The organism is Aminobacter sp. MSH1 (assembly GCF_003071665.1).
Lineage (GTDB): Bacteria > Pseudomonadota > Alphaproteobacteria > Rhizobiales > Rhizobiaceae > Aminobacter > Aminobacter niigataensis.
Genome location: NZ_CP026265.1, coordinates 3,965,174 through 3,990,082, shown reverse-complemented (window position 1 = coordinate 3,990,082; position 24,909 = coordinate 3,965,174). Strand labels below are relative to the sequence as shown.

26 protein-coding genes are annotated in these 24,909 nt (G+C 62.6%); 13 read left to right on the top strand and 13 right to left on the bottom strand.

Going from position 1 to position 24,909, the window contains the following annotated elements:
* Positions 1-177: 177 nt before the first annotated feature.
* Positions 178-2,373, top strand: a complete 2,196-nt coding sequence (locus tag CO731_RS19740) for an exopolysaccharide transport family protein (RefSeq protein ID WP_108608474.1) — start codon at positions 178-180, stop codon at positions 2,371-2,373.
* Here CO731_RS19740 and CO731_RS19735 read toward each other — a convergent pair.
* On the bottom strand, positions 2,370-3,569 hold the full coding sequence (locus CO731_RS19735) for a GNAT family N-acetyltransferase (RefSeq protein ID WP_108608473.1): 1,200 nt from the start codon (positions 3,567-3,569) through the stop codon (positions 2,370-2,372). The genes CO731_RS19740 and CO731_RS19735 overlap by 4 nt on opposite strands.
* Before the next feature lie 89 nt (positions 3,570-3,658).
* Between CO731_RS19735 and CO731_RS19730 the strand changes: the two genes are divergently transcribed.
* Positions 3,659-4,708, top strand: a complete 1,050-nt coding sequence (locus CO731_RS19730) for a polysaccharide deacetylase family protein (protein WP_108608472.1) — start codon at positions 3,659-3,661, stop codon at positions 4,706-4,708.
* A gap of 3 nt (positions 4,709-4,711) precedes the next feature.
* On the opposite strand, the gene CO731_RS19725 is transcribed toward CO731_RS19730, so the two are convergent.
* Positions 4,712-4,930, bottom strand: coding sequence for a DUF2842 domain-containing protein (locus CO731_RS19725; RefSeq protein WP_108608471.1), 219 nt, complete (start codon positions 4,928-4,930; stop codon positions 4,712-4,714).
* A 159-nt stretch (positions 4,931-5,089) separates the two neighbouring features.
* On the opposite strand from CO731_RS19725, the gene CO731_RS19720 reads away from it, so the two are divergent.
* A complete protein-coding gene (locus CO731_RS19720; RefSeq protein ID WP_108608470.1) occupies positions 5,090-6,184 on the top strand; it encodes a COX15/CtaA family protein in 1,095 nt (364 codons plus the stop codon).
* Here CO731_RS19720 and CO731_RS19715 read toward each other — a convergent pair.
* The 3 genes from CO731_RS19715 to speB all read right to left on the bottom strand — a co-directional run bounded on the left by CO731_RS19715 (position 6,174) and on the right by speB (position 8,999).
* Positions 6,174-7,016, bottom strand: coding sequence for an aminoglycoside phosphotransferase family protein (locus CO731_RS19715; RefSeq protein ID WP_108608469.1), 843 nt, complete (start codon positions 7,014-7,016; stop codon positions 6,174-6,176). The genes CO731_RS19720 and CO731_RS19715 overlap by 11 nt on opposite strands.
* 1 nt (position 7,017) lies before the next feature.
* The gene (gene argC / locus CO731_RS19710) at positions 7,018-7,956 is read right to left on the bottom strand and encodes an N-acetyl-gamma-glutamyl-phosphate reductase (RefSeq protein WP_108608468.1); all 939 of its coding nucleotides are present in this window, start codon (positions 7,954-7,956) and stop codon (positions 7,018-7,020) included.
* A gap of 86 nt (positions 7,957-8,042) precedes the next feature.
* Positions 8,043-8,999 (bottom strand): agmatinase, encoded by a 957-nt coding sequence (gene speB, locus CO731_RS19705; protein WP_108608467.1) that lies wholly within the window; start codon positions 8,997-8,999, stop codon positions 8,043-8,045.
* A gap of 208 nt (positions 9,000-9,207) precedes the next feature.
* On the opposite strand from speB, the gene CO731_RS19700 reads away from it, so the two are divergent.
* The gene (locus tag CO731_RS19700) at positions 9,208-10,278 is read left to right on the top strand and encodes a glycerophosphodiester phosphodiesterase family protein (RefSeq protein ID WP_108608466.1); all 1,071 of its coding nucleotides are present in this window, start codon (positions 9,208-9,210) and stop codon (positions 10,276-10,278) included.
* 32 nt (positions 10,279-10,310) lie between these two features.
* On the opposite strand, the gene CO731_RS19695 is transcribed toward CO731_RS19700, so the two are convergent.
* The 4 genes from CO731_RS19695 to CO731_RS19680 form a co-directional block, all read right to left on the bottom strand.
* Positions 10,311-10,592: a hypothetical protein gene (locus tag CO731_RS19695; protein ID WP_108608465.1), complete on the bottom strand. Its 282-nt coding sequence runs from the start codon at positions 10,590-10,592 to the stop codon at positions 10,311-10,313.
* Positions 10,593-10,715: 123 nt separating this feature from the next.
* Entirely contained in the window at positions 10,716-11,192 is a 477-nt protein-coding gene (gene rpsI, locus CO731_RS19690) for a 30S ribosomal protein S9 (protein WP_108608464.1), read from the bottom strand.
* A gap of 2 nt (positions 11,193-11,194) precedes the next feature.
* On the bottom strand, positions 11,195-11,659 hold the full coding sequence (gene rplM, locus CO731_RS19685) for a 50S ribosomal protein L13 (RefSeq protein WP_108608463.1): 465 nt from the start codon (positions 11,657-11,659) through the stop codon (positions 11,195-11,197).
* Positions 11,660-11,873: 214 nt separating this feature from the next.
* A complete protein-coding gene (locus CO731_RS19680; protein ID WP_108608462.1) occupies positions 11,874-12,338 on the bottom strand; it encodes a PaaI family thioesterase in 465 nt (154 codons plus the stop codon).
* A gap of 171 nt (positions 12,339-12,509) precedes the next feature.
* On the opposite strand from CO731_RS19680, the gene CO731_RS19675 reads away from it, so the two are divergent.
* The 5 genes from CO731_RS19675 to CO731_RS19655 all read left to right on the top strand — a co-directional run bounded on the left by CO731_RS19675 (position 12,510) and on the right by CO731_RS19655 (position 16,185).
* On the top strand, positions 12,510-13,331 hold the full coding sequence (locus CO731_RS19675; protein WP_108608461.1) for an enoyl-CoA hydratase: 822 nt from the start codon (positions 12,510-12,512) through the stop codon (positions 13,329-13,331).
* A 2-nt stretch (positions 13,332-13,333) separates the two neighbouring features.
* Positions 13,334-13,756 carry a VOC family protein gene (locus CO731_RS19670; protein WP_108608460.1) on the top strand — a complete coding sequence of 141 codons (423 nt, stop codon included), beginning with the start codon at positions 13,334-13,336 and terminating at the stop codon, positions 13,754-13,756.
* Positions 13,757-13,829: 73 nt separating this feature from the next.
* Positions 13,830-14,351, top strand: coding sequence for a CoA-binding protein (locus tag CO731_RS19665; protein ID WP_108608459.1), 522 nt, complete (start codon positions 13,830-13,832; stop codon positions 14,349-14,351).
* A 144-nt stretch (positions 14,352-14,495) separates the two neighbouring features.
* Complete coding sequence (locus CO731_RS19660; RefSeq protein WP_108608458.1) at positions 14,496-15,779, top strand: O-acetylhomoserine aminocarboxypropyltransferase; 1,284 nt, start codon at positions 14,496-14,498, stop codon at positions 15,777-15,779.
* Positions 15,780-15,840: 61 nt separating this feature from the next.
* Entirely contained in the window at positions 15,841-16,185 is a 345-nt protein-coding gene (locus tag CO731_RS19655) for a cupin domain-containing protein (RefSeq protein WP_245439420.1), read from the top strand.
* Between the two features lie 4 nt (positions 16,186-16,189).
* Here the strand turns inward: CO731_RS19655 and CO731_RS19650 are convergent, their stop codons facing one another.
* On the bottom strand, positions 16,190-16,846 hold the full coding sequence (locus CO731_RS19650) for a CatB-related O-acetyltransferase (RefSeq protein WP_108609938.1): 657 nt from the start codon (positions 16,844-16,846) through the stop codon (positions 16,190-16,192).
* Positions 16,847-16,870: 24 nt separating this feature from the next.
* Positions 16,871-17,473: a class I SAM-dependent methyltransferase gene (locus CO731_RS19645; protein WP_108608456.1), complete on the bottom strand. Its 603-nt coding sequence runs from the start codon at positions 17,471-17,473 to the stop codon at positions 16,871-16,873.
* A 284-nt stretch (positions 17,474-17,757) separates the two neighbouring features.
* On the opposite strand from CO731_RS19645, the gene CO731_RS19640 reads away from it, so the two are divergent.
* The 4 genes from CO731_RS19640 (at position 17,758) to CO731_RS19625 (ending at position 23,105) form a co-directional block, all read left to right on the top strand.
* A complete protein-coding gene (locus CO731_RS19640; protein WP_108608455.1) occupies positions 17,758-18,390 on the top strand; it encodes an ATP-dependent Clp protease proteolytic subunit in 633 nt (210 codons plus the stop codon).
* 301 nt (positions 18,391-18,691) lie between these two features.
* Positions 18,692-19,963: an ATP-dependent Clp protease ATP-binding subunit ClpX gene (gene clpX, locus CO731_RS19635; protein WP_108608454.1), complete on the top strand. Its 1,272-nt coding sequence runs from the start codon at positions 18,692-18,694 to the stop codon at positions 19,961-19,963.
* A gap of 271 nt (positions 19,964-20,234) precedes the next feature.
* Complete coding sequence (gene lon, locus CO731_RS19630; RefSeq protein ID WP_108608453.1) at positions 20,235-22,649, top strand: endopeptidase La; 2,415 nt, start codon at positions 20,235-20,237, stop codon at positions 22,647-22,649.
* A gap of 183 nt (positions 22,650-22,832) precedes the next feature.
* Positions 22,833-23,105 (top strand): HU family DNA-binding protein, encoded by a 273-nt coding sequence (locus CO731_RS19625; RefSeq protein WP_055971339.1) that lies wholly within the window; start codon positions 22,833-22,835, stop codon positions 23,103-23,105.
* A gap of 73 nt (positions 23,106-23,178) precedes the next feature.
* Here the strand turns inward: CO731_RS19625 and CO731_RS19620 are convergent, their stop codons facing one another.
* Both CO731_RS19620 and CO731_RS19615 read right to left on the bottom strand, forming a co-directional pair.
* Entirely contained in the window at positions 23,179-23,598 is a 420-nt protein-coding gene (locus tag CO731_RS19620) for a DUF6636 domain-containing protein (protein WP_245439418.1), read from the bottom strand.
* A gap of 165 nt (positions 23,599-23,763) precedes the next feature.
* Positions 23,764-24,858 (bottom strand): Xaa-Pro peptidase family protein, encoded by a 1,095-nt coding sequence (locus CO731_RS19615; RefSeq protein WP_108608451.1) that lies wholly within the window; start codon positions 24,856-24,858, stop codon positions 23,764-23,766.
* Positions 24,859-24,909: the final 51 nt, after the last annotated feature.

The following is a 24,909-nucleotide window of genomic DNA, read 5'->3' as shown; positions in this document are numbered from 1 at the left end:
TTGCCGCCACGCTGCGGGATATCGGTTCGCGTCCGTTATCGTCTTGTTAGGGTTAATGCCGGGTAAAGGGCGGGGCGATCTTGCTTGAGCGCAGGAGAGTGCCGCTCGGCGATGTTAACGCCTGAGTTACCATGTTTGTTTACCATGCAGCCTGCCTAGCCTCGGGAGTAGGAATGCATGTCTGGCGTCCAATCCACTGCCGGTGATGTCGATGTTGATCTCGGCCATCTCTTCGCCAGTCTTGCGAGAAACTGGCTGCGCTTGCTGTTGGTTGCATTGGCCGTCACCGGTCTGGCCTTTGTGCTTGCTTCGCTGGCGACGCCTCATTACCGCGTCGAGACGCGCCTTTTGATCGAAACGCGGGAATCGGTCTTCACGCGACCCGACGGCAGCGGCGAGAACGAACGACCCATGCTCGACGAGGAGGGGGTGACCAGTCAGGTCGAGGTCATTGGTTCGACCGACATCCTCAAGCAGGTTGCCAAGCAGCTCGATCTGGCAAGCCGGCCGGAATTCGACGCGGCCGAAGAAATGTCGACGATTTCGCGTTTTCTGGTCATTGCCGGGCTCAAGGCCGATCCAAATGAAATGCCGCCGGAGGAACGTGTACTCAAGGCGTTCCGCGAGCAGCTGACCATCTATCGCGTCGAGAAGTCGCGCGTCATCGTCATCCAGTTCTCGTCATCGGATCCCAAGCTCGCCGCGGAAGTGCCGAACGCCATTGCCGACGCCTATCTGGCCTTCCAGCGCACGTCCAAGCTCGAGTCGAGCACCGAGGCGACCGACTGGCTGAAGCCCGAAATCGCCGACCTGAACCAGCGCGTCAAGGATGCCGAAGCGCGCGTCGCCAGCTTCCGGTCGCAGTCCGACCTGTTGATCGGCCAGAACAATTCTGCGCTTGCCACCCAGCAGCTTTCCGAACTCTCCAGCGAATTGTCGCGCGTTCGTGCCAACCGCTCGGCCGCCGAGGCGACAGCCCAGAGCGTGCGCCAGGCATTGAAGAACGGCGGCTCGATCGACGCGGTGCCGGAGGTTCTGTCTTCGGGCCTTATCCAGCGCCTGCGCGAGCGGCAGATCCAACTGCGGACCGACATTGCCGATCTTTCGACGACCCTGCTGCCCAATCATCCACGCATCAAGGCGCTCAATTCCCAACTTGCCGACCTGGATGTCCAGATACGTGCGCAGGCGGAAAAGGTTCTTGCGGGCCTGGTTAATGAGGCTGCGAGCGCCGATCTTCGCGAAAAGCAGCTGGTTGCCGACCTCAACAGGCTGAAAGTGGAATCCGGGCGGGTGTCGGAAGAAGAAGTCGAGTTGCGGGCGCTCGAGCGCGAAGCCGCCGCCCAGCGCGCGCTTCTCGAATCCTACCTGACCCGCTACCGCGAGGCCTCATCGCGCCAGGATCGCAACTATCTTCCGGTCGACGCACGCGTCTTTTCGCGCGCCATCGTGCCGTCCGAATCCTATTTCCCCAAGGTCATGCCGATCGTCGGTGCGGCATTCGTCGGTTCGCTGCTGTTGATGGCAATCTTCACATTGCTGCGGGAGCTGTTCTCCGGCCGTGCGATGCGCCCGGCTGCCGGTTCCCGCGTGTCACCGGTGACACAGGTTCCCATGCCGGTGCGCCGCGCGGCAAGCCTGCCCGACGAAGCGGAGCCCCGGTCGTGGGATGATGCCGGAGAGCCGGTCGTCGCCGTCGAATACGAAGATGCGCAGCCCGAAGTTCAGCCGCTTGACGACGAAGAGCCTCTCGTCGCTGCAATGCCGGCCAAGCCCCATGCCGGCATCAGCATCGAGACCGCAGCCGAAAGGCTCATCGCTGGCGGTGCCGCGCGCGCAATCTTCATTTCGCCCGAAGGTGATGACGCGGCGGCGACCGCGGTACTTGTGGCCCGCGAAGTGGCCGACACCGGCCTGCGCGTGCTGTTGCTCGATCTGACCGCCTCAGGTGCTGCCTCTCGGCCGATGCTCGATGGTGGCCGCTATCCCGGCATCACCAACCTGCTGGCTTCGGAGGCCCAGTTTAGCGATGTCATCCGCGCCGACCACTATTCGGACTGCGATGTCCTGCCGGTGGGCACCGCCGATCCGGCGCGCGCCATGCGTGCCGCCGATCGGTTGCCGATCATCATGGAATCGTTGACGACGGCCTATGATCTGGTGGTCGTCGAATGCGGCCCGGCCGATGCCGACGAGATCAGGCGCCTGGTCGGCGACGGTACCGAGGTGCTGGTCAGCTTCCTTCAGCATGACGACGAGATCGCCGATGTGGCCGATGGCCTGCGTGCTGGCGGCTATGAGGATGTCATCCTGGTGACTCCGGTTGGCCATGACTTGCCGACGACGCCACAGCCGACGCGCTCGGCGGCCTAGTCTTCCCCTGCAGGCGAAGCCTTACCGCGCACGCCCGAACGCAGACGCTTTACCACGGCCCATAACGTGGTGTTGTTTTTGACCGCGCTCTTGAGCCGCGCGGTCGACTTCAGCCCGAGCGCATAGAGCCGGCCCTTTGCCGTCATCGGCACCAGAACGTCGGCGTGCTGGATTTCGATATCGCACCATTGCCGTTTGTACGGCTCGTCGCCGACGCTGAAATCGTAGATGTCGAAGCCCTGGTCGCAAGCCTCGGAGATGTTGTCGAAGAACAGGTATTCGCCCGGGCTGACATAGCCCAGTTCGTCGTCGGCGATGGCGCCGAATTCGCAGACCATGCGGTTGCCGGCGCGGCTCGACCCGGTGACCGCGCGGTATTTTCCGCCGACGTCCAAGCCGTGAAGGATAAAGGGCGACGGGTCTTTCTGCAGTGCATCGACAAACAGCTTGCGGAAGAATGTACGGACGCCGGCATCGGCGAAGACGTCGGTAATGCCCATAGCGCCAAAACGCTGTTCCTTCATCGCGAAGAACGCGTCCAGCATGGCGTTGACGTCCGCTTCTGTCGTCGCAACGATACGGCGGGCACCGCCCACGGCGTCGTACTTGCGTTCCTGGCTGCGATGCCGTTTGCGTTTCTTCTTGCCGCTGGTGCGCGTCAGAACAGCCTCGAAACCGCCGACCAGGTCGACTCCCAGGGCGACGTTGGGGCTAGGCGTGGAAATGAGCTTGAGCAGCGGATTGGGCAGCCCGTCGAGATCGGTGATGAGGCGGTCGAACGCGACCACGTCGATATCCGGACGTGCCCGGCGGATCGAGCCGATGAGGCTTTCAATCTCGGCAGTGCTTGCCGTTGCAAGCCAGTTCCTGTCAGTTGCAGGAAAATTGCCGTTCGCGTGCTTGCCGCTGAGAAATCGGGCAATGCGGAACGGCCCTTCGTGGCTGACCTCAAGCGCAACGGACAGCACCGGCCGTCCCTTGGCGTTCAGCGTCGCAATCACCGCATCGACATTGTTCGTTTCGATCCAGGTAGACACCCATCCCGGGCATTGTGCCGGTGCCGAGACTCCTGCCGATTTGCCATAGGCCTTGATTGCCTCGCGCGTGGCTGGAATGGCGACAGCGGTCAGGATGTCGCCAGCATTCGCGCCCTGGCGCAACAAGGCGCTGTTTTCGCGGGGGGCGGCGTCAACCATACTTCAATCCTTGCCGGCTATTCATCGGCATGTGGAACGCGTTCCCTGCGTGTTCGATGCGGCCAAGCCTACGCACCAAAGGTGAAGGAATGATCGACGCAGCCCGTAAGCTGGCTCTCATGCTGATCGGATATGCAGGGCTGGGTGCGCTGGCCAGGCCGCTCGTCGGCAGCGTCGGTGCTATTCTCATGCTGCATCGGGTCACTGCCTTCCTCGAGCGGCCGGGGGGGCCCAACCGCCATCTCAGCATCGCGCCGCACTTCCTCGACGCGCTGATCGGCGAGATGAAGCGGATGGGATATGCCTTCGTCTCCATGGATGAGGCGGTGGCGCGCCTGCGCTTGGGCGACAAGGGCGGCCGGTTTGCGGCATTGACTGCCGATGATGCCTATCGTGATAACCTCACCGAAGCGCTCCCTGTTCTGGAAAAACACGCAGCCCCAATGACCATCTACGTCGCCTCGGGCCTGACCGGCGGCGACGCCGATCTTTGGTGGGAGGTGCTCGACGACATTGTCGAGGCAGGAAAGGCGCTTTCCGTGGCCATGCCGGAGGGCGAGGTGAAACTCGATTGCTCGACGCCGGAAGGACGATCGAACGCTTTCCGGCGCTTGTCGGCCCATATCACCACGGACGTGCGCGAGGAAGATCAGCGCGCTGTTCTGCGCCGTTGGGCCGAAATGGCCGGCGTCGACGCTTCGGCCCTCAACCGCAAGCTGCTGATGAACTGGGACGAGATCAGGCGCTGTGCCGAGAACCCGCTGGTCACCATCGGCGCGCATACCGTGCACCACTACAATCTCAAGCGTTTGAGCAGGGAAGCCGCATTGCGCGAGATGTACCGCTCGCGCAGCATGATCGAGGCCGAGCTTGGCTATGCACCGCGCCATTTTGCCTATCCCTACGGCTATCCGGCGGCGGCGGGTTTGCGCGAGACCGAACTGGCGCGCGAGGCAGGCTATCTCTCGGCGGTGACCACGCGTCACGGAATCCTGCGGCCCGAGCATGCCGGTAACCTGCACGCCCTTCCCAGGCTTTCGGTCAACGGCAGGTATCAGGATCTCGCGGCGGTGCGGGCCATGCTGTCGGGCACGACGACGCTGCTGGCCAACGGCGGCCGGCGGGTCGTCACTGTGTGATGTTTAGCGTTCGGCAGCCTTGGACGGCTTGAGCATCCACTTGATGATCCACATCGCCGGCAGGATCCACAGCAGCCCGCTGAAGAAGAAGAAGGCGAGGTGGACGACCGGGCCCGACTGCGACAGCTGTGCCACCGCCACCATGGTCGCGATCAGCGCGTAGACGATCACCAGCAGCACCAGCAGCACGGTTCCGATCAGCTTCTTGACGCGCACGGGCATTTCTTGATCCTTTGTCCAGGTTCCGCATAGTCGCTCTGGCCAACCGGCGCAACCGGTGAGGACATGCGGCGCGACTGCGTGTCGCGTGGGCCGAACTTGCCAGCGGGGCCGCTATGGTCCACCAGTCCCGCGGTTTCGAACGAGCCGGGAACGATTGCAATGTCAGCCATGACCAACACCGCCGCACCGCTTGCCGAGCGAAACCGCGAACTGCGCAATCGCACGTTCGTGCGCGGCTGGCTCTATGTCGTGCTCCTGGTCCTGTTCGCTCTTGTCATGGTCGGCGGCGCCACGCGCATGACCGGTTCGGGACTTTCCATCACCGAATGGAAACCGATCCACGGCGTCATCCCACCGCTCAATCAGGCCGAATGGCAGGAAGAGTTCGAAAAATACCAGCAGATCCCGCAATACGAGCAGATCAACAAGGGCATGACCGTTGACGAGTTCAAGGGCATCTTCTGGTGGGAGTGGGCGCATCGTTTGCTTGCCCGCGGCGTCGGCTTCCTGGTGGCGATTCCGCTTGCCTTCTTCTGGCTCACCGGCCGCCTGGAACGCCGCCTCAAGCCGCGCTTGGTCGGACTTTTGGCGCTCGGCGGCTTCCAGGGCTTCATCGGCTGGTGGATGGTTGCCTCGGGTCTTTCGGAGCGGGTTTCGGTCAGCCAGTACCGGTTGGCGATCCATCTGACCTTCGCCTGCATCATCGTCATGGCCGTCACCTACATCGCGCGCGGCCTCGCGACCTATTCGCAAACGCAGGCCGATCGCCGCGTCCAGCGCTTCTCGGGCATCATGGTGCTGCTGGTCATGTTCCAGATCTATCTCGGCGCGCTGGTCGCCGGCCTGCATGCCGGCCTCTCCTACAATACCTGGCCGCTGATGGATGGCGCCATCGTTCCCGGTGATCTGCTCGTCATCGAGCCGATATGGCGCAACTTCTTCGAAAGCCCCAAGACGGTCCAGTTCGTCCACCGCATGTTTGCCTATACGGTTCTAGTGGTGGCGCTGTGGCACGCATTTTCGACGATGCGTGCAGCACCTGGGTCGACGCATGCGCGCCGGGCATGGCTGCTGGCGCTGCTGATCGTGGGGCAGGGCGCTATCGGCGTCGGCACATTGCTTATGCAGGCGCATATGCACTGGGCACTGCTGCATCAGGGATTCGCGCTGGTCGTGCTGATCTTCGCCACCGCCCATTGGCGCGGCACCAAGGGCGCTTATGCCCTGGAGAACGACGTGGAAGTCAGAAGCTAGAGCGCACGTCGCGGATTGCAGCGACCACGCCGAGTTCGCTCTGTTCGTCCTCGTCGTTGTTGTCTTCCGCGTGCCAGGAAGCCGACAGGCAGCCCCAGGCGATGGCATGGTCGAGGACCGCGTCGGGGCGCTGGCCAAGCGTTTTGGCAAAGGTCTCGGCCATATGCGCGATGCGCTCCGGATCGAGACAAAGATCGCCCTGGCGGTCCAGCGGATTGTAGAAGAAATTGGCCGCGTCGAAGCTGGGGTCGCCAAGAATGCCCTTCGGATCGATCACCAGCCAGCCACGCTCGCCAAGCAGGACGTTGTCGTGATGCAGGTCGCCATGCAGCACGCGCAATTCGTGCGGGTTTGACAGTAGCCGCTCGGCAACCGCGGCTGCCTCGACATAGGGGCTCTCCACGCCGGCATGGTGGTCGATCCGGGCCTTCTTGAACAGGCTGGCGAACCGCTCTCTCAGCGGCTGCAGGTCGGCAGGGGGAGGGATGTCGGACGGCGACAACAGCCTTGCCATCACCTCGTTGGCGATGTCAGTCGCATGTCGGTCGCCAGAATCGTTCAGCTCATCGACCAGAAGCCTGTCGCCGGCATATTCGAGAAGCATGTTGTGCCCGTCGAAACCAAGCAGCCGCACCGCGCCCACGCCATCGCGCCACGACAGATAATGCGCGCCGCGCAGCTCGTCGGCGACATCATCGAACGGCTTGAGGGCTTTGATCACCGCTGGACCGCCGTCGGCCAGCCGCACTTTCCAGATGCGGCTGGAGAATGTCTCTGCGATGAGCTGCGGATCGCTGACGTTCCAGCGCGCTGGAAAAGCAGCCTGATCCACCTTAGTGCTTGAGCCCGAGCATCAGGTCCATGTTCTGCACGGCTGCACCCGAGGCGCCCTTGCCGAGATTGTCGAGCAGGGCGACCAGATTGACCTGGCCCTGGCCTTCGGTGCCGAAGGCGTAGAGCTTCATGCGGTCGCTGTCGGCCAGTTCGGTCGGGTCGAGGCGGTCGAGCTTGGCGCTGGTCGCCAGCGGCACGACTTCGACGATGTCCTGCCCGGCGTAGTGCGCAGCGAGAGTCGCGTGGATGTCGGCGATCGACACCGCCCCGTTGAGATCGGCGAGGTGCAGCGGCACCTGCACGATCATGCCCTGGGCAAAGCGGCCAACCGACGGCGCAAAGATCGGCCGCCGCTCGAGCAGGCCGTGCTGCTTCATCTCGGCAACGTGCTTGTGCATCAGCGGCAGCCCGTAGAGGAAATGCGGCGAGGCGATGTGATCCTCCCGGCTGGGGTCCTCCATTTGGGCGATCATCTGCTTGCCGCCGCCGGTATAGCCGGAGACGGCATTGACGCTGACCGGATAGTCGGCGGGCAGGATGCCTGCCGCGACCAGCGGGCGGATGAGCGAGATGGCGCCGGTGGGATAGCAGCCCGGGTTGGCGACCAGCCGTGCATCGGCGATGCGCTGGCGCTGGGCAGCGTCCATCTCGGCGAAACCATAGGCCCAGTCAGGGTGGACGCGGTGCGCCGTCGAGGTGTCGATGACGCGCGTCGAATTGTTGCCTTCAAGGATGCGCACAGCCTCCTTGGATGCATCGTCGGGCAGGCACAGGATGGCGACGTCGGCCTCGTGCAGCCGCTCGGCCCTGAGATCGACGTTGCGGCGCTCGGCCTCCGGAATCGACAGGACGGCAAGATCGTCGCGGGCGGCAAGTCGCGTACGGATCTGGAGGCCCGTGGTGCCGTGCTCGCCGTCGATGAAGATTTTCGGTTTCATTGTCTGTCGTTCCGTCGAAAATTAAGCAGTGTCAGAGGGTTGTGGCCAAAATCGGACTCAAGCCGGCAAGCCGTTGAATCATCGCCTTAGCCGTTGTCTCGTGCCTTCCGTTCAGCCAGCAGGCCGAGATAGTGCATCGCGACTGTCGATCCGGCGATGGCCGTAATATCGGCATGGTCGTAGGCCGGCGCAACCTCCACGATATCGGCGCCGACAATATCGATCTGGGTCATCTGGCGCAGCACCGAAAGGATCTTGGCCGATGAAGGGCCACCTGCGACAGGCGTGCCCGTTCCGGGTGCATATGCCGGGTCAAGGCAGTCGATGTCGAAGGTGACATAGGTCTTCTTGCCGCCGGTACGCTCGCCAATCGCATAGGCGATGTCGGCGGCGCGCATTTCCTCCACTTCGTGGCCGTAGAGGATCTTGATGCCAAAATCCTCCGGCGCGTGCGTCCGTATGCCGATCTGGATCGAGCGGTCGGGGTCGATGATGCCGTCACGCACCGCGCGCCCGACGAACGAGCCGTGGTCGATGCGCTTGCCGTCGTCTGGCCAGGTGTCCTGGTGGGCGTCGAACTGCACCAGCGCCATCGGACCGTGGATCGCGGCATGCGCCTTCAGCACCGGCCAGGTCACGTAATGGTCACCGCCGAGCGTCAGCAGGAAGGCGCCGGACTTGAGGATCTTGGCCGCCTCGCGCTCGATAGTCCCAGGCGTCTTCTGGTGATTGCCGCTGTCGAGCAGGCAGTCGCCATAGTCGACGACCGAGAGATCCTCGAACAGGTCGCGGTTGAACGGATATTGGGGGTCGCAGTCGAAGATCGCCGACGCGCGGCGAATCGCCTGCGGGCCGAAGCGTGCGCCGGGCCGGTTGGTGACGGCGGCATCGAACGGAATACCCCAGACGACAGCGTCGGCGCCGGCGACGTTCTTCGAATATTTGCGGCGCATGAAAGACAGTGCCCCTGCATAGGTCGGATCACTCGAACGGCCGGTGTTCGTCCGCGCGGTAAAGGCGTGATCGATCGATGAAGCGGGCATGGGCAGTCTCCTCAGTCGGTCTTTCGGGATGCGAGGCGCAAGAACTACAGAAGCAGGGCGCAAGATGCCAGCCCCGTAGCGCACTGCGTATGACAGGGCCGTAGCCGGCGCTTTTCTCGGGTCATTTGAATGTCATCTGCCTTACACGCCCCTGTCATCGCAGCCGGGTAGGTCGTTGCACGCATCCTCTAGCCTTGGAGCGATTCCGATGCGGACAGTCCTGGCAGGCGCAGCCTCGCTGCTTCTTACACTCGGCATTGTCACCGCGGGCCATGCCGGTTCCCGCGTCGAGCAGATCCTCGAGCGCTACGAAAATGCCAATCGTTGGCGCGACCATGTCATGGTCGTGGCCCATCGTGGCGGCGGGCTGGAGGCCGGCAAGGCGCGCTATCCCGAAAACTCCATCGCTTCGATCCGCGGCGTCATCTCCTTGGGCGCCGAAATGATCGAGATCGATATACGCCGTTCGAAGGACGGCGAGTTGATCGTCATGCATGACAGCTGGCTCGACCGGACCACCAATTGCAAGGGCGAGGTCATCGCCCGCACGATGGACGAACTCAGGCACTGCCGGCTCGTCGTCGAAGGCACCGGCGCCGTCACCGCCGAGTCGGTGCCGACACTGCGGGAAATGCTCGAGGCCACCAAGGGCAAGATCCTGGTCAATCTCGACAACAAGCTGGAGACTGCCGACCTCGCCGACATGGTGGCGCTGGCGCGCGCCATGGGCATGGAAGAGCAGGTCGTGGTCAAGGCAAACCTCTGGAGCGCCGAACGCGTGACTTCGGTCAAGCAAACCATGAGCCAGGTCGGTAGTGGTTTCCAGTTCATGCCGATCATCGCCGACGATGCGGTGCGCGACGCCGGCTTCATCGAGTCGGCGGGGAGGGCATTCTCGGCGCGGGCGGTGGAAATGATCACCTGGCGCGGCGAAGCCGAAGAGATGACAGCGTCAGGCGGGCCGCTGTTTTCGGCCAAGGTGAAGGCCGCGGCCATCCGCGACAACTGGCACATCTGGGTCGACACCCATGCCATCGTCAACAAGCCCGGCGGTTTTCTCTCCGGCGGGCGCGGTGACGAACTGGCTGTGGCAGCAGGTTTTCCCAACGAGGTGTTCGGCTTCTGGGCCGAACGCGGCGCCACCATGATCCAGACCGACGAACCAAGTGCCGCGATCGAGTGGCTGTCGGCCAACGGCTATCGCGTGCCTTATGCCGATACTGATGAATCGGTGGCAGCTGCAATGGGCGAGGAGCAAGTATCTGCGCCGACCAACTGATAGGAGCGATGGGTGACGACGGGCACCGCCAGCTAGTACTCGCTGGACTTCCGGAGAGCCTTGCGCCGGTCCTTGAGCGAATATTTCGAGCCGCCCTCCTTTAGCATCTTTCGCCCCAGCTTCTTGCAGTGGTTGTCGGCCTTCTTGGCGGCCTTCCTTGCATCGGCACCCTTCTCCAGCGCCTTTTCATTGGCCCGCATCCAGCAGGTGTCGAACTGCGACGACCATTTCAGGAACTTGTTGGTGGCGGCGTCCACCGTTGTGGCGGGGGCGGCGAAGGTCACTGCGACTGCCAATGCGAGCATGCGGACCATTGAGATCTCTCCAGCCGGACTGTCGGCATCTACGCAGGGATCATACGTCAGCCATGGCCCAACGGCATGCAAAAAGAAAAGACCGCCCGAAGGCGGCCTTTCCGAAGCTGAAGTTCGAGACGCTTAGCGCTTCGAGAACTGGAAGCTACGACGGGCCTTGGCCTTACCGTACTTCTTACGCTCGACGATACGGCTGTCGCGGGTCAGGAAGCCGCCCTTCTTGAGCACGCCGCGCAGCGTCGGCTCGTAGTAGGTCAGCGCCTTGGAAATGCCGTGACGAACGGCACCGGCCTGGCCCGACAGACCGCCGCCGACGACGGTGGCGATGATGTCGTACTGGCCGACGCGGTTTGCCGCGACGATCGGCTGGTTCAGGATCATCTGCAGCACGGGGCGGGCGAAATAGGCCGCGAATTCCTTGCCGTTGACGACGATCTTGCCGGAGCCGGGCTTCACCCAGACGCGGGCGATGGCGTCCTTGCGCTTGCCGGTGGCATAGGCGCGGCCGCTCTTGTCGAGCTTCTGGACGTGGACCGGAGCTGCCGGCTGTGCGGCGACAGCGACGGTGCCGAGTTCTGCGAGCGAGCTGAGATCAGCCATGATTACGAGGCCTTCTTGTTCTTGGCGTTCAGCGCGCCGACGTCGAGCGTCACGGGCTGCTGAGCGACATGCGGATGATCGGCGCCTGCATAGACGCGAAGGTTCTTCATCTGGCGACGGCCGAGCGGACCACGCGGGATCATGCGCTCAACTGCCTTCTCGAGAACGCGCTCGGGGAAACGGCCTTCGAGCAGCTGGCGCGCGGTGCGCTCCTTGATGCCGCCGGGGTGGCCGGTGTGCCAGTAATACACCTTGTCGGTGAACTTCTTGCCGGTGAACACGACCTTGTCGGCGTTGATGATGATGACATTGTCACCGTCGTCGACGTGGGGCGTGAAGGTGGGCTTGTTTTTGCCGCGGAGGATGTTGGCGACGATAGTGGCGAGACGGCCGACGACGAGACCCTCGGCGTCGATCAGCACCCACTTCTTCACCACGTCCGCAGGCTTCTGCGAAAAGGTTGCCATGGTTACATGCTTTCGTTTGGGACCTTCCGGAGAAGGCGTTTCTTGTTGCTTTCATTGGCGAGAGACGCTGCCCGACGCCAATAACAAAACGGCGACCCGATGCGGGCCGCTGCTTTGGTTGGGCTTATAGGCGAGGGCGCCTAGCCCGTCAAGCGCTTCGGACCGGGTGTTGTCCTGTAAAATGAAGCAAAAACAATAAGATAAGGTAGAGGTATTATTTTACCTCACCATTTTGCCGCTTCGGCGGGATCGAATAGGTGCCGGTTGCGTGCGCCACGGTGTGCTGTTCCGGGCCGGCGACGATGTCGATATCGAACACCATCAGGCTCTTGCCCAGCTTCAGGATGCGGCAGTGGCCGTCGATCGGGCCGGCTTCAGCCTTGCGCATGAAATTGATGTTGAGATTGGTCGTTACCGACAGCGCGTCCGGCCCGGCATGGCTGAGCACGCAGACATAGCCACCGATGTCGGCGAGCGTGAACAGCGACGGCCCCGACACTGTTCCACCGGGTCGGAGGTGGCGCTCATCGGCGTTGAGCCGCACCGTGCAACCGCCTGGGTAGACCTCCGTGACCTGGTAGAAATCGTGGTGTTCGTTCAGCTGCGGGTAGACCTGTCTCAACAGGCCGTTGACCTCGCTTGCCGTCATGATCGGCGCCAATCCGTGCTGCTCGGGCATTAACTCTCCCCATTGGGTTTCCGGAGCCGTGCCCCGCATCATCCGCCACTTGCGAACCTTTGCGTTCCAAACCGAGACAGTTGGGAACTAAAACTTGAGTGCAAGCGTATATGGCTCAAATTTGATGCTGGCGATTCTCCTTTCGCCGCATTGAATCAGTCAGGGGACACTATGGCAGAAATCGTCGCCATCAAGCGCAGCACACCGGAAGGTCCGGTTTGGTCCAGTCTCGAGAAAGGCGTGCTGCGCATTGTGCTCGCCAATCCGCCGGCCAACGCCCTGTCGATCGAGACGATGGCCGCGTTGCAGGCGCAACTGGACGGCGCGAGGGACGACAAGGCCGTGCGCGTCATTCTGCTTGCAGCGCAGGGCAAGGTCTTCTGCGCTGGTCACGACCTCAAGGAGATGACGGCGCACAGGAGCGATGCCGACCGCGGCCGTGCCTTCTTCGAGCTCACCATGTCGCGCTGTTCGGCACTGATGCAGTCGATCGTGCGCCACCCCAAGCCTGTCATCGCCGAAGTCGATGGCCTGGCGACCGCGGCCGGCCTGCAACTGGTCGCCAGCTGCGACCTCGCTATCGCCACCGATCAGGCTGCCTTCTGCACGCCGGGCATCAATATCGGCCTGTTCTGCTCCACCCCGATGGTGGCGCTGTCGCGCAACGTCTCGCGTAAGCAGGCGATGGAGATGCTGCTGACCGGCGAGACGATCGACGCCACGACCGCGCGCGACTTCGGCCTGGTCAACCGCGTCGTGCCCCGCGAATACCTGAATCATATTGTCGGCAAGTACGCCCAAACCATTGTTTCGAAATCGTCTTCGACACTGAAGATCGGCAAGGAGGCGTTCTACGCCCAGGCCGAGATGGGGCTGGTCGAAGCCTATGATCATGCCGCACGGGTGATGGTCGAGAACATGCTGGCAAGCGACGCCGAGGAGGGCATCGGTGCGTTCCTCGACAAGCGCCAGCCGGAGTGGAAGGGAGAATAGGCGTGGAACCGCGGATTTCTCTCGTGACCCTGGGGGTCGACGATCTCGACCGTGCCGTGCGCTTTTATGAGGCGATGGGGCTCAAGCGCAATCAATCGATCACCGAAGGCGTCGCCTTCTTCCAGATGGGTGGCCTGGTGCTCGGCCTTTGGGGGCGCGAGCACCTTTCGTCCGATGCGGGCATTGCCGGTGGCAAGGGCGGCTTTTCCGGCGTCTCGCTGGCCTACAACACGCGCACCGAAGCCGAAGTGGATGAAATTCTGGCGGCTGCCGAGCGGGCCGGCGGTCATATCGTCAAACAGGCTCAACGCGCCTTCTGGGGCGGCTGGTACGGCTATTTTGCCGACACCGAAGGCCACCTCTGGGAAGTCGCCCACAATCCCGATTTCCCCATCGCCGAGGATGGCAGCATCTCGCTGCCGTGAGGCTCCAAATCGCCGACCGGGTTTGCGGCGACTGCCGAAAGGCGGTATCCGGAACCGTCGAACGAGGACGGCCATGAACCACGACGCCTACGATGATGCCTATATCGCCGGCATCCTGAATTCGGTCAGGACCATCGCCGTCGTCGGTGCTTCGGCCAACGACGTACGACCGAGCTTTTTCGTCACCAAATATCTCATCGCCAAGGGCTACGAGGTCTTCCCGGTCAACCCGGGCCATGCCGGCAAGGAAATCCTCGGTCGGATGACCTATGCCAGCCTTGCCGACATCCCCGTTGCGGTCGATATTGTCGACGTCTTCCGGGCGTCGAGCGCCGTGCCTGCCATCGTCGACGAAGTGCTCAAGCTCGATCCGCTGCCCAAGGTTGTCTGGATGCAATTGACCGTGCGCCACGACGAAGCCGCCGCGCGCGCCGAAGCTGCCGGCATCAAGGTCGTCATGAACCGCTGCCCCAAGATCGAATACGCCAGGCTGGCAGGCGAGATCGGCTGGACCGGCGTCAATTCCGGCGTGATTTCGTCTAAGCGGCCGGTGATGCGGCAAGGCTTCCAGAGTTTCGGCATCCGCGCAAAGTAGATGGCCGAAGCCGTTGCTTTGCAGCGCCGATTGGAAATTTCGTCCGCGACGGCCGGTTAGTCGGAAATTTTCGTCTTTGCATTCCGTGGCCGGCTCCGCCAAAGATGTCAGCCGATTTGACGGACCTATTCTTTGGAGAGAACCATGTCCCAGCGTACCCCGGGCTTCAACACGCTTGCCGTCCACGCCGGCGCGAAACCCGATCCGGCCACCGGCGCGCGCGCCACGCCGATCTACCAGACCACGTCCTATGTCTTCGATGATGCCGACCACGCCGCTTCGCTGTTCGGCCTGAAGGCCTTCGGCAACATCTACACCCGCATCATGAACCCGACCCAGGCCGTGCTCGAAGAGCGTATCGCGGCCCTTGAGGGCGGCACGGCCGCACTCGCCACCGCCTCTGGCCACGCCGCGCAGATGCTGGTGTTTCACAACTTGATGCGTCCGGGCGACAATTTCGTCGCCGCCAACAAGCTTTACGGCGGCTCGATCAACCAGTTCGGCCATGCCTTCAAGAATTTCGGCTGGGAAGTCCGTTGGGCCGACACCAACGATCTGTCCGGTTTCGAGAAGCAGATCGACGCCAAGACCAAGGCGATCTTCATCGAGAGCCTTGCCAATCCCGGCGGCACCTTCGTCGACATCGAGAAGGTGGCGGATATTGCCCGCAAGCACGGCTTGCCGCTGATCGTCGACAACACGCTGGCAAGCCCGTACCTGATCCGCCCGATCGAGCATGGCGCCGACATCGTCGTGCATTCGCTGACCAAGTTCATCGGCGGCCACGGCAATTCGATCGGTGGCGTCATCGTCGACGGCGGCACCTTCGACTGGTCGAAGTCGGGCAAGTATCCGATGCTGTCGGAGCCGCGCCCCGAATATGGCGGCGTCGTGCTGCACGAGACCTTCGGCAATTTCGCCTTCGCCATCGCCGCGCGCGTGCTTGGCCTGCGAGACCTCGGCCCGGCGATCTCGCCGTTCAACGCGTTCCTGATCCTCACCGGCCTCGAGACCCTGCCGCTGCGCATGCAGCGCCATTGCGACAACGCGCTGACGGTCGCCGGCTGGCTCTCCGACCACCCCAAGGTCGAGTGGGTGGCCTATCCCGGCCTCAAGAGCGACAAGAACCACGCGCTGATGAAGAAGTACTCGCCGCAGGGCGCGGGTGCCGTCTTCACTTTCGGCCTCAAGGGCGGCTACGAGGCCGGCGTCAAGTTCGTCGAGGGCCTCGAGCTGTTCTCGCACCTTGCCAACATCGGCGACACCAAGTCGCTGGTCATCCACCCGGCGTCCACCACCCACCGCCAGCTCTCCGATGAGCAGAAGGTGGCAGCGGGCGCCGGCCCTGACGTCGTCCGCCTGTTGGTCGGCATCGAGGATGTCAGCGACATCATCGCCGACCTCGAACAGGCGCTGGCCAAGGCCTGATCGACCGTGCAAAAATGGCTCCGGCCCCAAGCCGGGGCCATTTTTGCATTCGGGGGTGGCCTTGCCGAGATTTCTGAAAATCGGGACCGATGGCATCGAGCCGGAGGCCGGTTCTCCGGCGGAGGGCCGGCTGATCGCTGGCGACCCGAAATTCCGCACCTGGAACGCCGAGGAGGCCGAAGGCGGCCTTTACGCCGGCATCTGGGAATCGACCCCCGGAAAATGGCGTATCGAATATGACGAATGGGAGTTCTGCCACATCCTTTCGGGTGTCTCGGTGATCGCGGAGGAGGGCGGCGAGGCCCGCACCGTACGCGCCGGCGACAGCTTCGTGCTCAGGCCCGGCTTCAAAGGAAGCTGGGAAGTGCTTGAAACGACTCGGAAGGAATATGTGATCAGGGTCTGAGCAGTCAGGACCGCTCTTCGTCAAACTTTGCCGAAGCAGTTGCGAGTGCGTCGATCTCGCTCGCGCAAAGCAGCGGTTTCAACGCCTCGAATTTCTCCGCCGGCCATGCGTAGACCTTCAGTGCCAGCAGCCTGTCGACAACAGTCTGCGGAAAACGGGTCTTGATCGGCACGGCCGGATTGCCCGCGACGATCGTGTAGGGCGCCACGTCCTTGGTGACGATGGCGCCTGACGCGACGATCGCGCCTTCGCCAATGGTGATGCCGGGCATGATCATGGCACGCATGCCGATCCACGCGCCGTCGCCGATGGTGGTGTTACCCTTTCCGGCATAGGCGTCGACAATGAATTCGGCGAAGGGATAGAGGCTGAACCAGTCCGTCCGGTGCGTATGGTTGCCGCCGAGCAGGATCACCGCCTCCGCCCCGATGCAGACATAGTCGCCGATATCGAGTTGGTCGATCGGCCATGCGGGTTCCCACGCCTTGAGGCTGTAGTCGTCGCCATAGAGGTAGCGCACCACGCTTTCTTCGAACGATCCCGTCCAGGCATTGCTGTAGTAGCTATGCGTGCCGCGGACGCGGATGTTCGGGTTCTTTACTGTCTCGTGCAGGTACTCGACCTTGGACCAGTGTTTGTTGGTTTGGGTGGGGTCATTCATCGCGGGCATTCCATTTGGTTCGAATTAGCCGGCCTTCGTGGCCGTGACATGAAGCCAGTCCGTCGGCAGGCCGTCATAACCGCCTCCGGTTTCTTGGCCGATTTCCAGGGCGCTCCAGTGGTCGGCGCCATAGGCCTGTTCCAGCCATTCGGCAGACGGATAGTTGTAGTACCTGCCGAAGCGATCCCGTCCTTCGGCTTCGCCGGCCTTGAAACTGGCGTAGAATACGCCGCCCGGCTTGAGCGCGGCATGCACTTGACCAACAATCGATGGCAATTGCGCGCGCGGCACATGCAACAGGCAGGCGTCGGCCCAAACACCATCGTAGCTTTCAGTGCCGTCGATGTCTTCGAAGAGCAGCACTCTGACCGGCCGTCCGAGGCGTTTCGCGGCAGCAGCGGCGATCTCGGGGGTGCCGTCGGTCGGTACAACGTCGAAACCGCCCCCCAGCATCGCTTCGCTGTCCTGGCCAGCGCCGCAGCCGAGTTCGAGCACACGGCCGCCCCTCGGCAGGCGCGCCATGAAGGTGCGTAGGTGGTTCACGCTCGCCGGTTGGCCCCGTGTCGTATAAGCTTCCGCCTCGTTCGCGTAGAACTTGATCGTCTCGTGGTCCTTGGCTTCCGTCACGGGCGTTGCTCTCCAAGACGCGTGCAGCGCCTTGATGTCGCCGGCGCAGGGCAGGGGCACCGAGTGCCATAAATCGGTTGGTGGCTTCAATATCGCCGTGGCTGCGGCAAGTTCCAGTGCCGAGCATTGAGCCAGCTGTCGCAGCGAAAGTTAGCGATAGCTGAAATCATGCGTGTTCAGCGGCCTTGCGCAATGATGACACGGCATCCTATTTACAGGGCAAAGCCTCTGAACCGATTCTGCCCGTCCGGCGCTGGAATCCCATCTCGATAAAGGGATAGTCGATGAAGAACCCCGTCGAAACATACATGAACCTCGTTCCGATGGTGGTCGAGCAGACCAACCGGGGCGAGCGCGCCTACGATATCTTCTCGCGGCTCCTCAAGGAGCGCATCATCTTCATCACCGGCCCGGTCGAAGACGGCATGGCGACGCTGGTCTGCGCCCAGTTGCTGTTCCTCGAAGCCGAGAACCCGAAAAAAGAGATCAGTCTCTACATCAACTCGCCAGGCGGCGTGGTGACTTCGGGCATGGCGATCTACGACACCATGCAATTCATCAGGCCCGCGGTTTCGACGCTGTGCATCGGCCAGGCCGCCTCGATGGGTTCGCTGCTGCTCTGCGCCGGCCACAAGGACATGCGTTTTGCCACGCCGAACGCGCGCATCATGGTGCACCAGCCCTCGGGCGGCTTCCAGGGCCAGGCTTCGGATATCGAGCGCCACGCCCAGGACATCATCAAGCTTAAGCGCCGTCTCAACGAGGTCTATGTCAAGCACACCGGCAAGGACTACGACACCATTGAAAAGACGCTCGACCGCGACCATTTCATGACTGCGGACGAGGCACGCGACTTCGGTCTGATCGACAAGGTCATCGACAGCCGTGAAGCCGTTGAGGGTGCCACCGCTTCGTGATTGGGTGCTGCGACCTGCCTACGAGGTCACATCTCGCATTTTTGAGATGCCCTGCGGCATTTCGGACACATTTTGCTGTTCCCTCGGCGAAAGCGGCGGCCTACGTTAAGGCTGCGTTGAGCTTCGACGGCTTAGCGTTGTTCAAGGGTGCCGCGACTCGTTGCAGCGACTTCTGGAATGTGAGTTGTACGGAGCTCGTTGCGGCGGCCAGGGACTGGCGGTGGCGGTGTCCGGCGTTAGATTGCATATGCGCCCATCAGCCAGACCAACGGCCGGGCGGCAGTGAAAGGACTTGGACAAGATGAGCAAGGTCAGCAACGGCGGCGACTCCAAGAACACGCTCTATTGCTCGTTCTGCGGCAAGAGCCAGCATGAGGTACGCAAACTCATCGCCGGCCCGACCGTCTTCATCTGCGACGAGTGCGTCGAACTGTGCATGGACATCATCCGCGAGGAGAACAAGACCTCGATGGTGAAGTCGCGCGAGGGCGTGCCGACACCGCAGGAAATCCTCAAGGTTCTGGACGACTACGTCATCGGTCAGCCCTACGCCAAGCGCGTGCTGTCGGTGGCCGTCCACAACCACTACAAGCGCCTGGCGCATGCCGGCAAGAACAACGACGTCGAGTTGGCGAAGTCGAACATCCTGCTGATCGGCCCGACCGGCTGCGGCAAGACCCTGCTCGCCCAGACGCTGGCCCGCATCATCGACGTGCCGTTCACCATGGCCGATGCGACGACGCTGACCGAGGCCGGTTATGTCGGCGAGGACGTCGAGAACATCATCCTCAAGCTGCTGCAGTCGGCCGACTACAATGTTGAGCGCGCCCAGCGCGGCATCGTCTACATCGACGAAATCGACAAGATCTCGCGCAAGTCCGACAACCCCTCGATCACCCGCGACGTCTCGGGCGAAGGCGTGCAGCAGGCACTGCTCAAGATCATGGAAGGCACTGTCGCTTCCGTGCCGCCGCAAGGTGGCCGCAAGCACCCGCAGCAGGAGTTCCTGCAGGTCGACACAGCCAACATCCTGTTCATCTGCGGCGGCGCTTTTGCCGGCCTCGACAGGATCATTTCGGATCGTGGCCGCAAGACCTCGATCGGCTTCAGCGCCACGGTTGCCTCGCCCGAAGATCGCCGTACCGGCGACCTGTTCCGCCAGGTCGAGCCTGAGGATCTGCTGAAGTTCGGCCTGATCCCCGAGTTCGTCGGCCGTCTGCCGGTTCTGGCGACGCTCGAGGATCTCGACGAGCCGGCGCTGATCCAGATCCTGACCGAGCCGAAGAACGCGTTGGTCAAGCAGTACCAGCGCCTGTTCGAGATGGAAAACGTCGACCTGACTTTCCACGAGAACGCGCTGTCGGCGATCGCCAAGCGCGCCATCGAGCGCAAGACCGGCGCACGCGGCCTGCGTTCGATCATGGAAGCGATCCTGCTCGACACGATGTTCGAACTTCCGGCTCTCGAAGGCGTCCAGGAAGTGGTGATTTCGGATGAGGTGGTGACCGGCAGCGCCCGGCCGCTCTACATCTATTCCGAGCAGAAGGAAAAGAAGGGCAACGTCAGCGCCTGAGGCCTGGCCGTTTCCCTATCAACCGCTCCAGCGAACGGCGCCCCAGCGGCGCCGTTCGGCATTTGGAACTCCGCCGATCCCGGCCCCCTACACGGCAGCGTGTTCGGCCTTGATGTTTACCCGGCGAAACTCCAACTAACGGAGAAGAGGCGATGGGTTGGCTTTCGTGCTGTAATGCCGCGCGGTAATCGGCGGTAGGCGGAACCGTCCATGGTCGTTAATATGAGATTCGCGGTTGGCCCTGCGCGGCCGCGATATGAAAGGTTGGACAATGGCCAAAATCTCCCGCTCTTCCAGCGAAGGAACCTTCGCAGTCCTGCCGTTGCGCGACATTGTCGTGTTCCCGCACATGATCGTCCCGCTTTTCGTGGGGCGTGAAAAGTCGATCAAGGCCCTGGAAGAGGTGATGGGTCAGGAAAAGCAGATCCTGCTTGCGACCCAGATGAATGCCGCCGACGACGATCCCGAGCCTGATGCCATCTACGACATCGGCACGCTCGCCAATGTGCTGCAGCTGCTGAAGCTGCCGGACGGCACCGTCAAGGTGCTGGTCGAAGGCACGACGCGCGCCAAGATCCAGTCCTTCACCGACAAGCCCGATTTCCACGAGGCCCACGCTCTCATCCTGAGCGAGCCGGAAGAGGAAGAGGTCGAGGTTGAGGCGCTGTCCCGCTCGGTGGTTTCCGACTTCGAGAACTACGTCAAGCTGAACAAGAAGATTTCGCCCGAAGTGGTTGGTGCTGCCAGCCAGATCGAGGACTATTCCAAGCTCGCCGATACGGTGGCCTCGCATCTCGCCATCAAGATCACCGAGAAGCAGGAAATGCTCGGCACGCTGTCCGTCAAGGAGCGGCTCGAGAAGGCGATGGGCTTCATGGAAGCCGAGATCTCCGTCTTGCAGGTTGAGAAGCGCATCCGCAGCCGCGTCAAGCGGCAGATGGAGAAGACCCAGCGCGAGTACTACCTCAACGAGCAGATGAAGGCGATCCAGAAGGAACTCGGCGAAGGCGAGGACGGCCGCGACGAGGCCGCCGAGATCGAGGCCCGCATCAAGAAGACGAAGCTGACCAAGGAGGCCCGCGAAAAGGCGGAGGCCGAGCTGAAGAAGCTGCGTTCGATGTCGCCGATGTCGGCCGAAGCCACCGTCGTGCGCAACTACCTCGACTGGATCCTGTCGATCCCGTGGGGCAAGAACTCCAAGGTCAAACAGGACCTCAACTTCTCCCAGGAGGTGCTCGACACCGACCACTACGGCCTCGACAAGGTCAAGGACCGCATCGTCGAGTATCTCGCCGTGCAGAGCCGCCAGAAGAAGCTGAAGGGTCCGATCCTGTGCCTCGTCGGCCCTCCCGGCGTCGGCAAGACCTCGCTCGGCAAGTCGATCGCCAAGGCGACCGGCCGCGAGTTTGTGCGCATGGCGCTTGGCGGCGTGCGTGACGAGGCCGAGATCCGCGGTCACCGCCGCACCTATATCGGCTCGATGCCCGGCAAGGTCATCCAGTCGATGAAGAAGGCCAAGAAGTCGAATCCGCTCTTCCTGCTCGACGAGATCGACAAGATGGGCCAGGACTTCCGTGGCGATCCTTCGTCGGCGCTGCTCGAGGTCCTCGATCCGGAACAGAACGCAACGTTCATGGACCACTATCTGGAGGTCGAATACGACCTTTCGAGTGTGATGTTCGTGACGACGGCGAATACGCTGAACATTCCTGCGCCCCTGATGGACCGCATGGAGATCATCCGTATCGCCGGCTACACCGAGGACGAGAAGGTCGAGATCGCCAAGCGGCACCTGATGTCAAAGGTGGTTCGCGATCATGCGCTCCAGCCCAAGGAATTCTCGGTTTCCGAGGATGCTATCCGCGGCATCATCCAGACCTATACGCGGGAAGCCGGTGTCCGCAGCCTCGAGCGCGAGCTGATGAAGCTCGGGCGCAAGGCGGTCACGGAGATCATCAAGACCAAGAAGAAGTCGGTGAAGGTCACCGCCGCCAACTTGGACGAGTATCTCGGCGTGCCACGCTACCGGTTCGGACAGGTCGAGGCCGACGATCAGGTTGGCGTCGTCACCGGGTTGGCCTGGACCGAGGTCGGCGGCGAACTGCTGACGATCGAAGGCGTGATGATGCCCGGCAAGGGGCGCATGACCGTTACCGGCAATCTGCGCGACGTCATGAAGGAGTCGATTTCGGCGGCGGCATCTTATGTTCGCAGCCGGGCCATCGATTTCGGCATCGAGCCGCCGCTGTTCGACAAGCGCGACATCCATGTGCACGTGCCGGAAGGTGCGACGCCCAAGGACGGCCCCTCGGCCGGCGTTGGCATGGCGACGGCTATCGTGTCGATAATGACCGGTATCCCGGTCAAGGCGGATGTGGCGATGACTGGTGAGATCACGCTGCGTGGTCGCGTGCTGCCGATCGGCGGCCTCAAGGAGAAGCTGCTTGCAGCGCTTCGCGGCGGCATCAAGAAGGTGCTGATCCCGGAAGAGAACGCCAAGGATTTGGCGGACATTCCGGAAAACGTGAAGAGCGGCATGGAGATCATCCCGGTCAGCCGCATGGGCGAGGTGATCAAGCATGCCCTCGTGCGCCAGCCGGAGCCGATCGAATGGACCGAGCCAGTCGACGTTCCCGCGGCCAAGACGGATGCGGGCGACGATGCCGGCAAGGGCTTTGCTCATTAAGCTGCATCTAAAGTTGCACAGAAAACAAAAAAGCCGGGCTCGCGCCCGGCTTTTTCATGTGAAAAAGCGCGGAATTCCGGGCTTTGTGAGCCTTTTCGACTTGGTTGTGCCAAAGCTTCTTTCTAAAGTCCGTGTCCTACCGGCTGAGTCTATGTCCCGGTTTTCTCATGGAAGGGAATTTGAATGAACAAGAACGAACTAGTGTCCGCCGTCGCTGAGGCTGCCAAGCTGTCCAAGGGCGATGCGCAGTCCGCCGTTGATGCAGTGTTCTCCGTCATCACCGGCGAACTGAAGGGTGGCGGCGATGTCCGGCTTGTCGGTTTCGGAAATTTCACCGTGTCAAAACGTGCGGAGTCCACCGGCCGCAACCCGCAGACCGGCGCGGAAGTGAAGATCCCGGCCCGTACGGTGCCGAAGTTCTCGGCTGGCAAAGGCCTCAAGGACGCGGTCAACTGATCGCTTTCTTGCCGACGCAATGACTGAAAAGCCGGGCTCGCCCGGCTTTTCTTTTGCCTGCGAGTGCGGCCGATCAGTAGATCTCGGTCCTCGATCGGCTGATGAAGAAGCCATGGCCGTCCTTGCGGGTGCAACTCAGCCCGGCCTTGGTCGCCTCGCAGCCGAATGGCCCCTTCTTCCAGTTGTTGCCGTATTCGAGCGTGTGCGAGCCGTCGCAGCAGCCGGTGTCGCCGACATTCTGGTAGCGCTTGGCCTTGCCGGCCTTGCCGAGGATGAAACGTTGATAGGTCGGCTCGATGCGGTCGCAGCCGAGTTCGGGGCCGCCATCCTCGGGCATGTAGACGTCTGAGCCGCCTGCCGGCGTGTACTGGCAGCCGACATTGCCTGAGGGCATGTTGAAATGGATCACTCCGCCATCGGCCGGGAAAGACTGTTCCGCCGCACTGGAATCGACGGAGATCAAGGCGGCCACCGCCAAGAGCAAAGAACGCACAGTCCCCTCCAACGCCAATTCAGGCTGCTGGTTGGGACGATATCACCCGCGCCCGGCGGCTGAATAGTATGCCGGCCCGTACCTGAAGCTGGTGAAGCGGGCAGGGCAGCTCAACAAAAAGGGCCGCTGTAGCGGCCCTTTCGTCATGCTCCAGGCAGTTTAGGCTCAGGCCTTGACCACGAACGCCTCGCGCGGCAGGTCGGACAGCACCTCGGCACGGTTGCCGCGCAGGATGACGATCTCCTCCAGGCGAAGGCCGAACCGGCCCTGCAGGTAGATGCCGGGTTCGATCGAGAAGACGTTGCCTTCGCGAAGGATCGTTTCCGACGTGCCGGTGATGTAGGGCGGCTCGTGAATGTCGATGCCAAGGCCGTGCCCGGTCCGGTGCAGGAAGAAATCGCCATAGCCGGCAGCCGTGATGACGTCGCGTGCGGCCTTGTCGACCTCCTTGGCGGCGACGCCTGGCTTGGCGACGGCGATCGCTGCCTGGACTGCGCGTTCGAGCACGCCGTGCACTTCGTCAAAACCTTCGGGCTTGTCGCCGAACACGCCGATGCGGGTCATGTCGGAGGGATATCCGTCCTTGCGGCCGCCGATGTCGATCAGCACGGCCTCGTTCGCCCTGAGCTTGCGATCGCCGGTATGATGATGCGGGAAAGCGCCGTTCTCGCCGAAGCAGACGCTGACGAATTCTCCCGTGGCGCCGTTTGCCGCGTAGAAGTCGCGGATCGCCCGGGCGACTTCGAGCTCGGTCACGCCTTGTCTCAGCGCGGCGAAGCCGGCCTTCATGGCACCGTCGTTGAGGACGGCATTCATCTTCAGCAGCGCGTACTCCGCCTCGTCCTTCTGGCCGCGCAGGAAGCTTACCGTATCGGTGAGGAAGCCGCGGGCAGCACCGGGCAGGGCGTCGATGACTAGCAGTGCGAAATCGGCGCGCATGGTCTCGTCGAGCGCGATCTTGAGGCTGTCGCGGTTGGCGCCGCAATCCTTGAGAAGCTTGGCGAGCGCGGCACCGGGACCGTCCGCATCGGTCCAGGGATAGAAGGGCAGCTTGGTGAACGGGCGCTGGCTGTCGACATTGAGCGCCGGCATCAGGAAGCCGGCATGGTCCCTGCAGACGATCAGCAGCACGGGGCGTTCGTCGCCATGCGGCGACATGCCGGTGAGCCAGACAAGGTGCGAGGAGGGGCCGACGATCACAAGGTCGGTCCCGGTTTCAGCCATGCGCTCGCGCAACCGCGCCATCCGCTCTTCGTACATAGTCTCTTGCCTTTGGGATTTGGGGGAGGGATGGGACCGCCCGCAACGGGC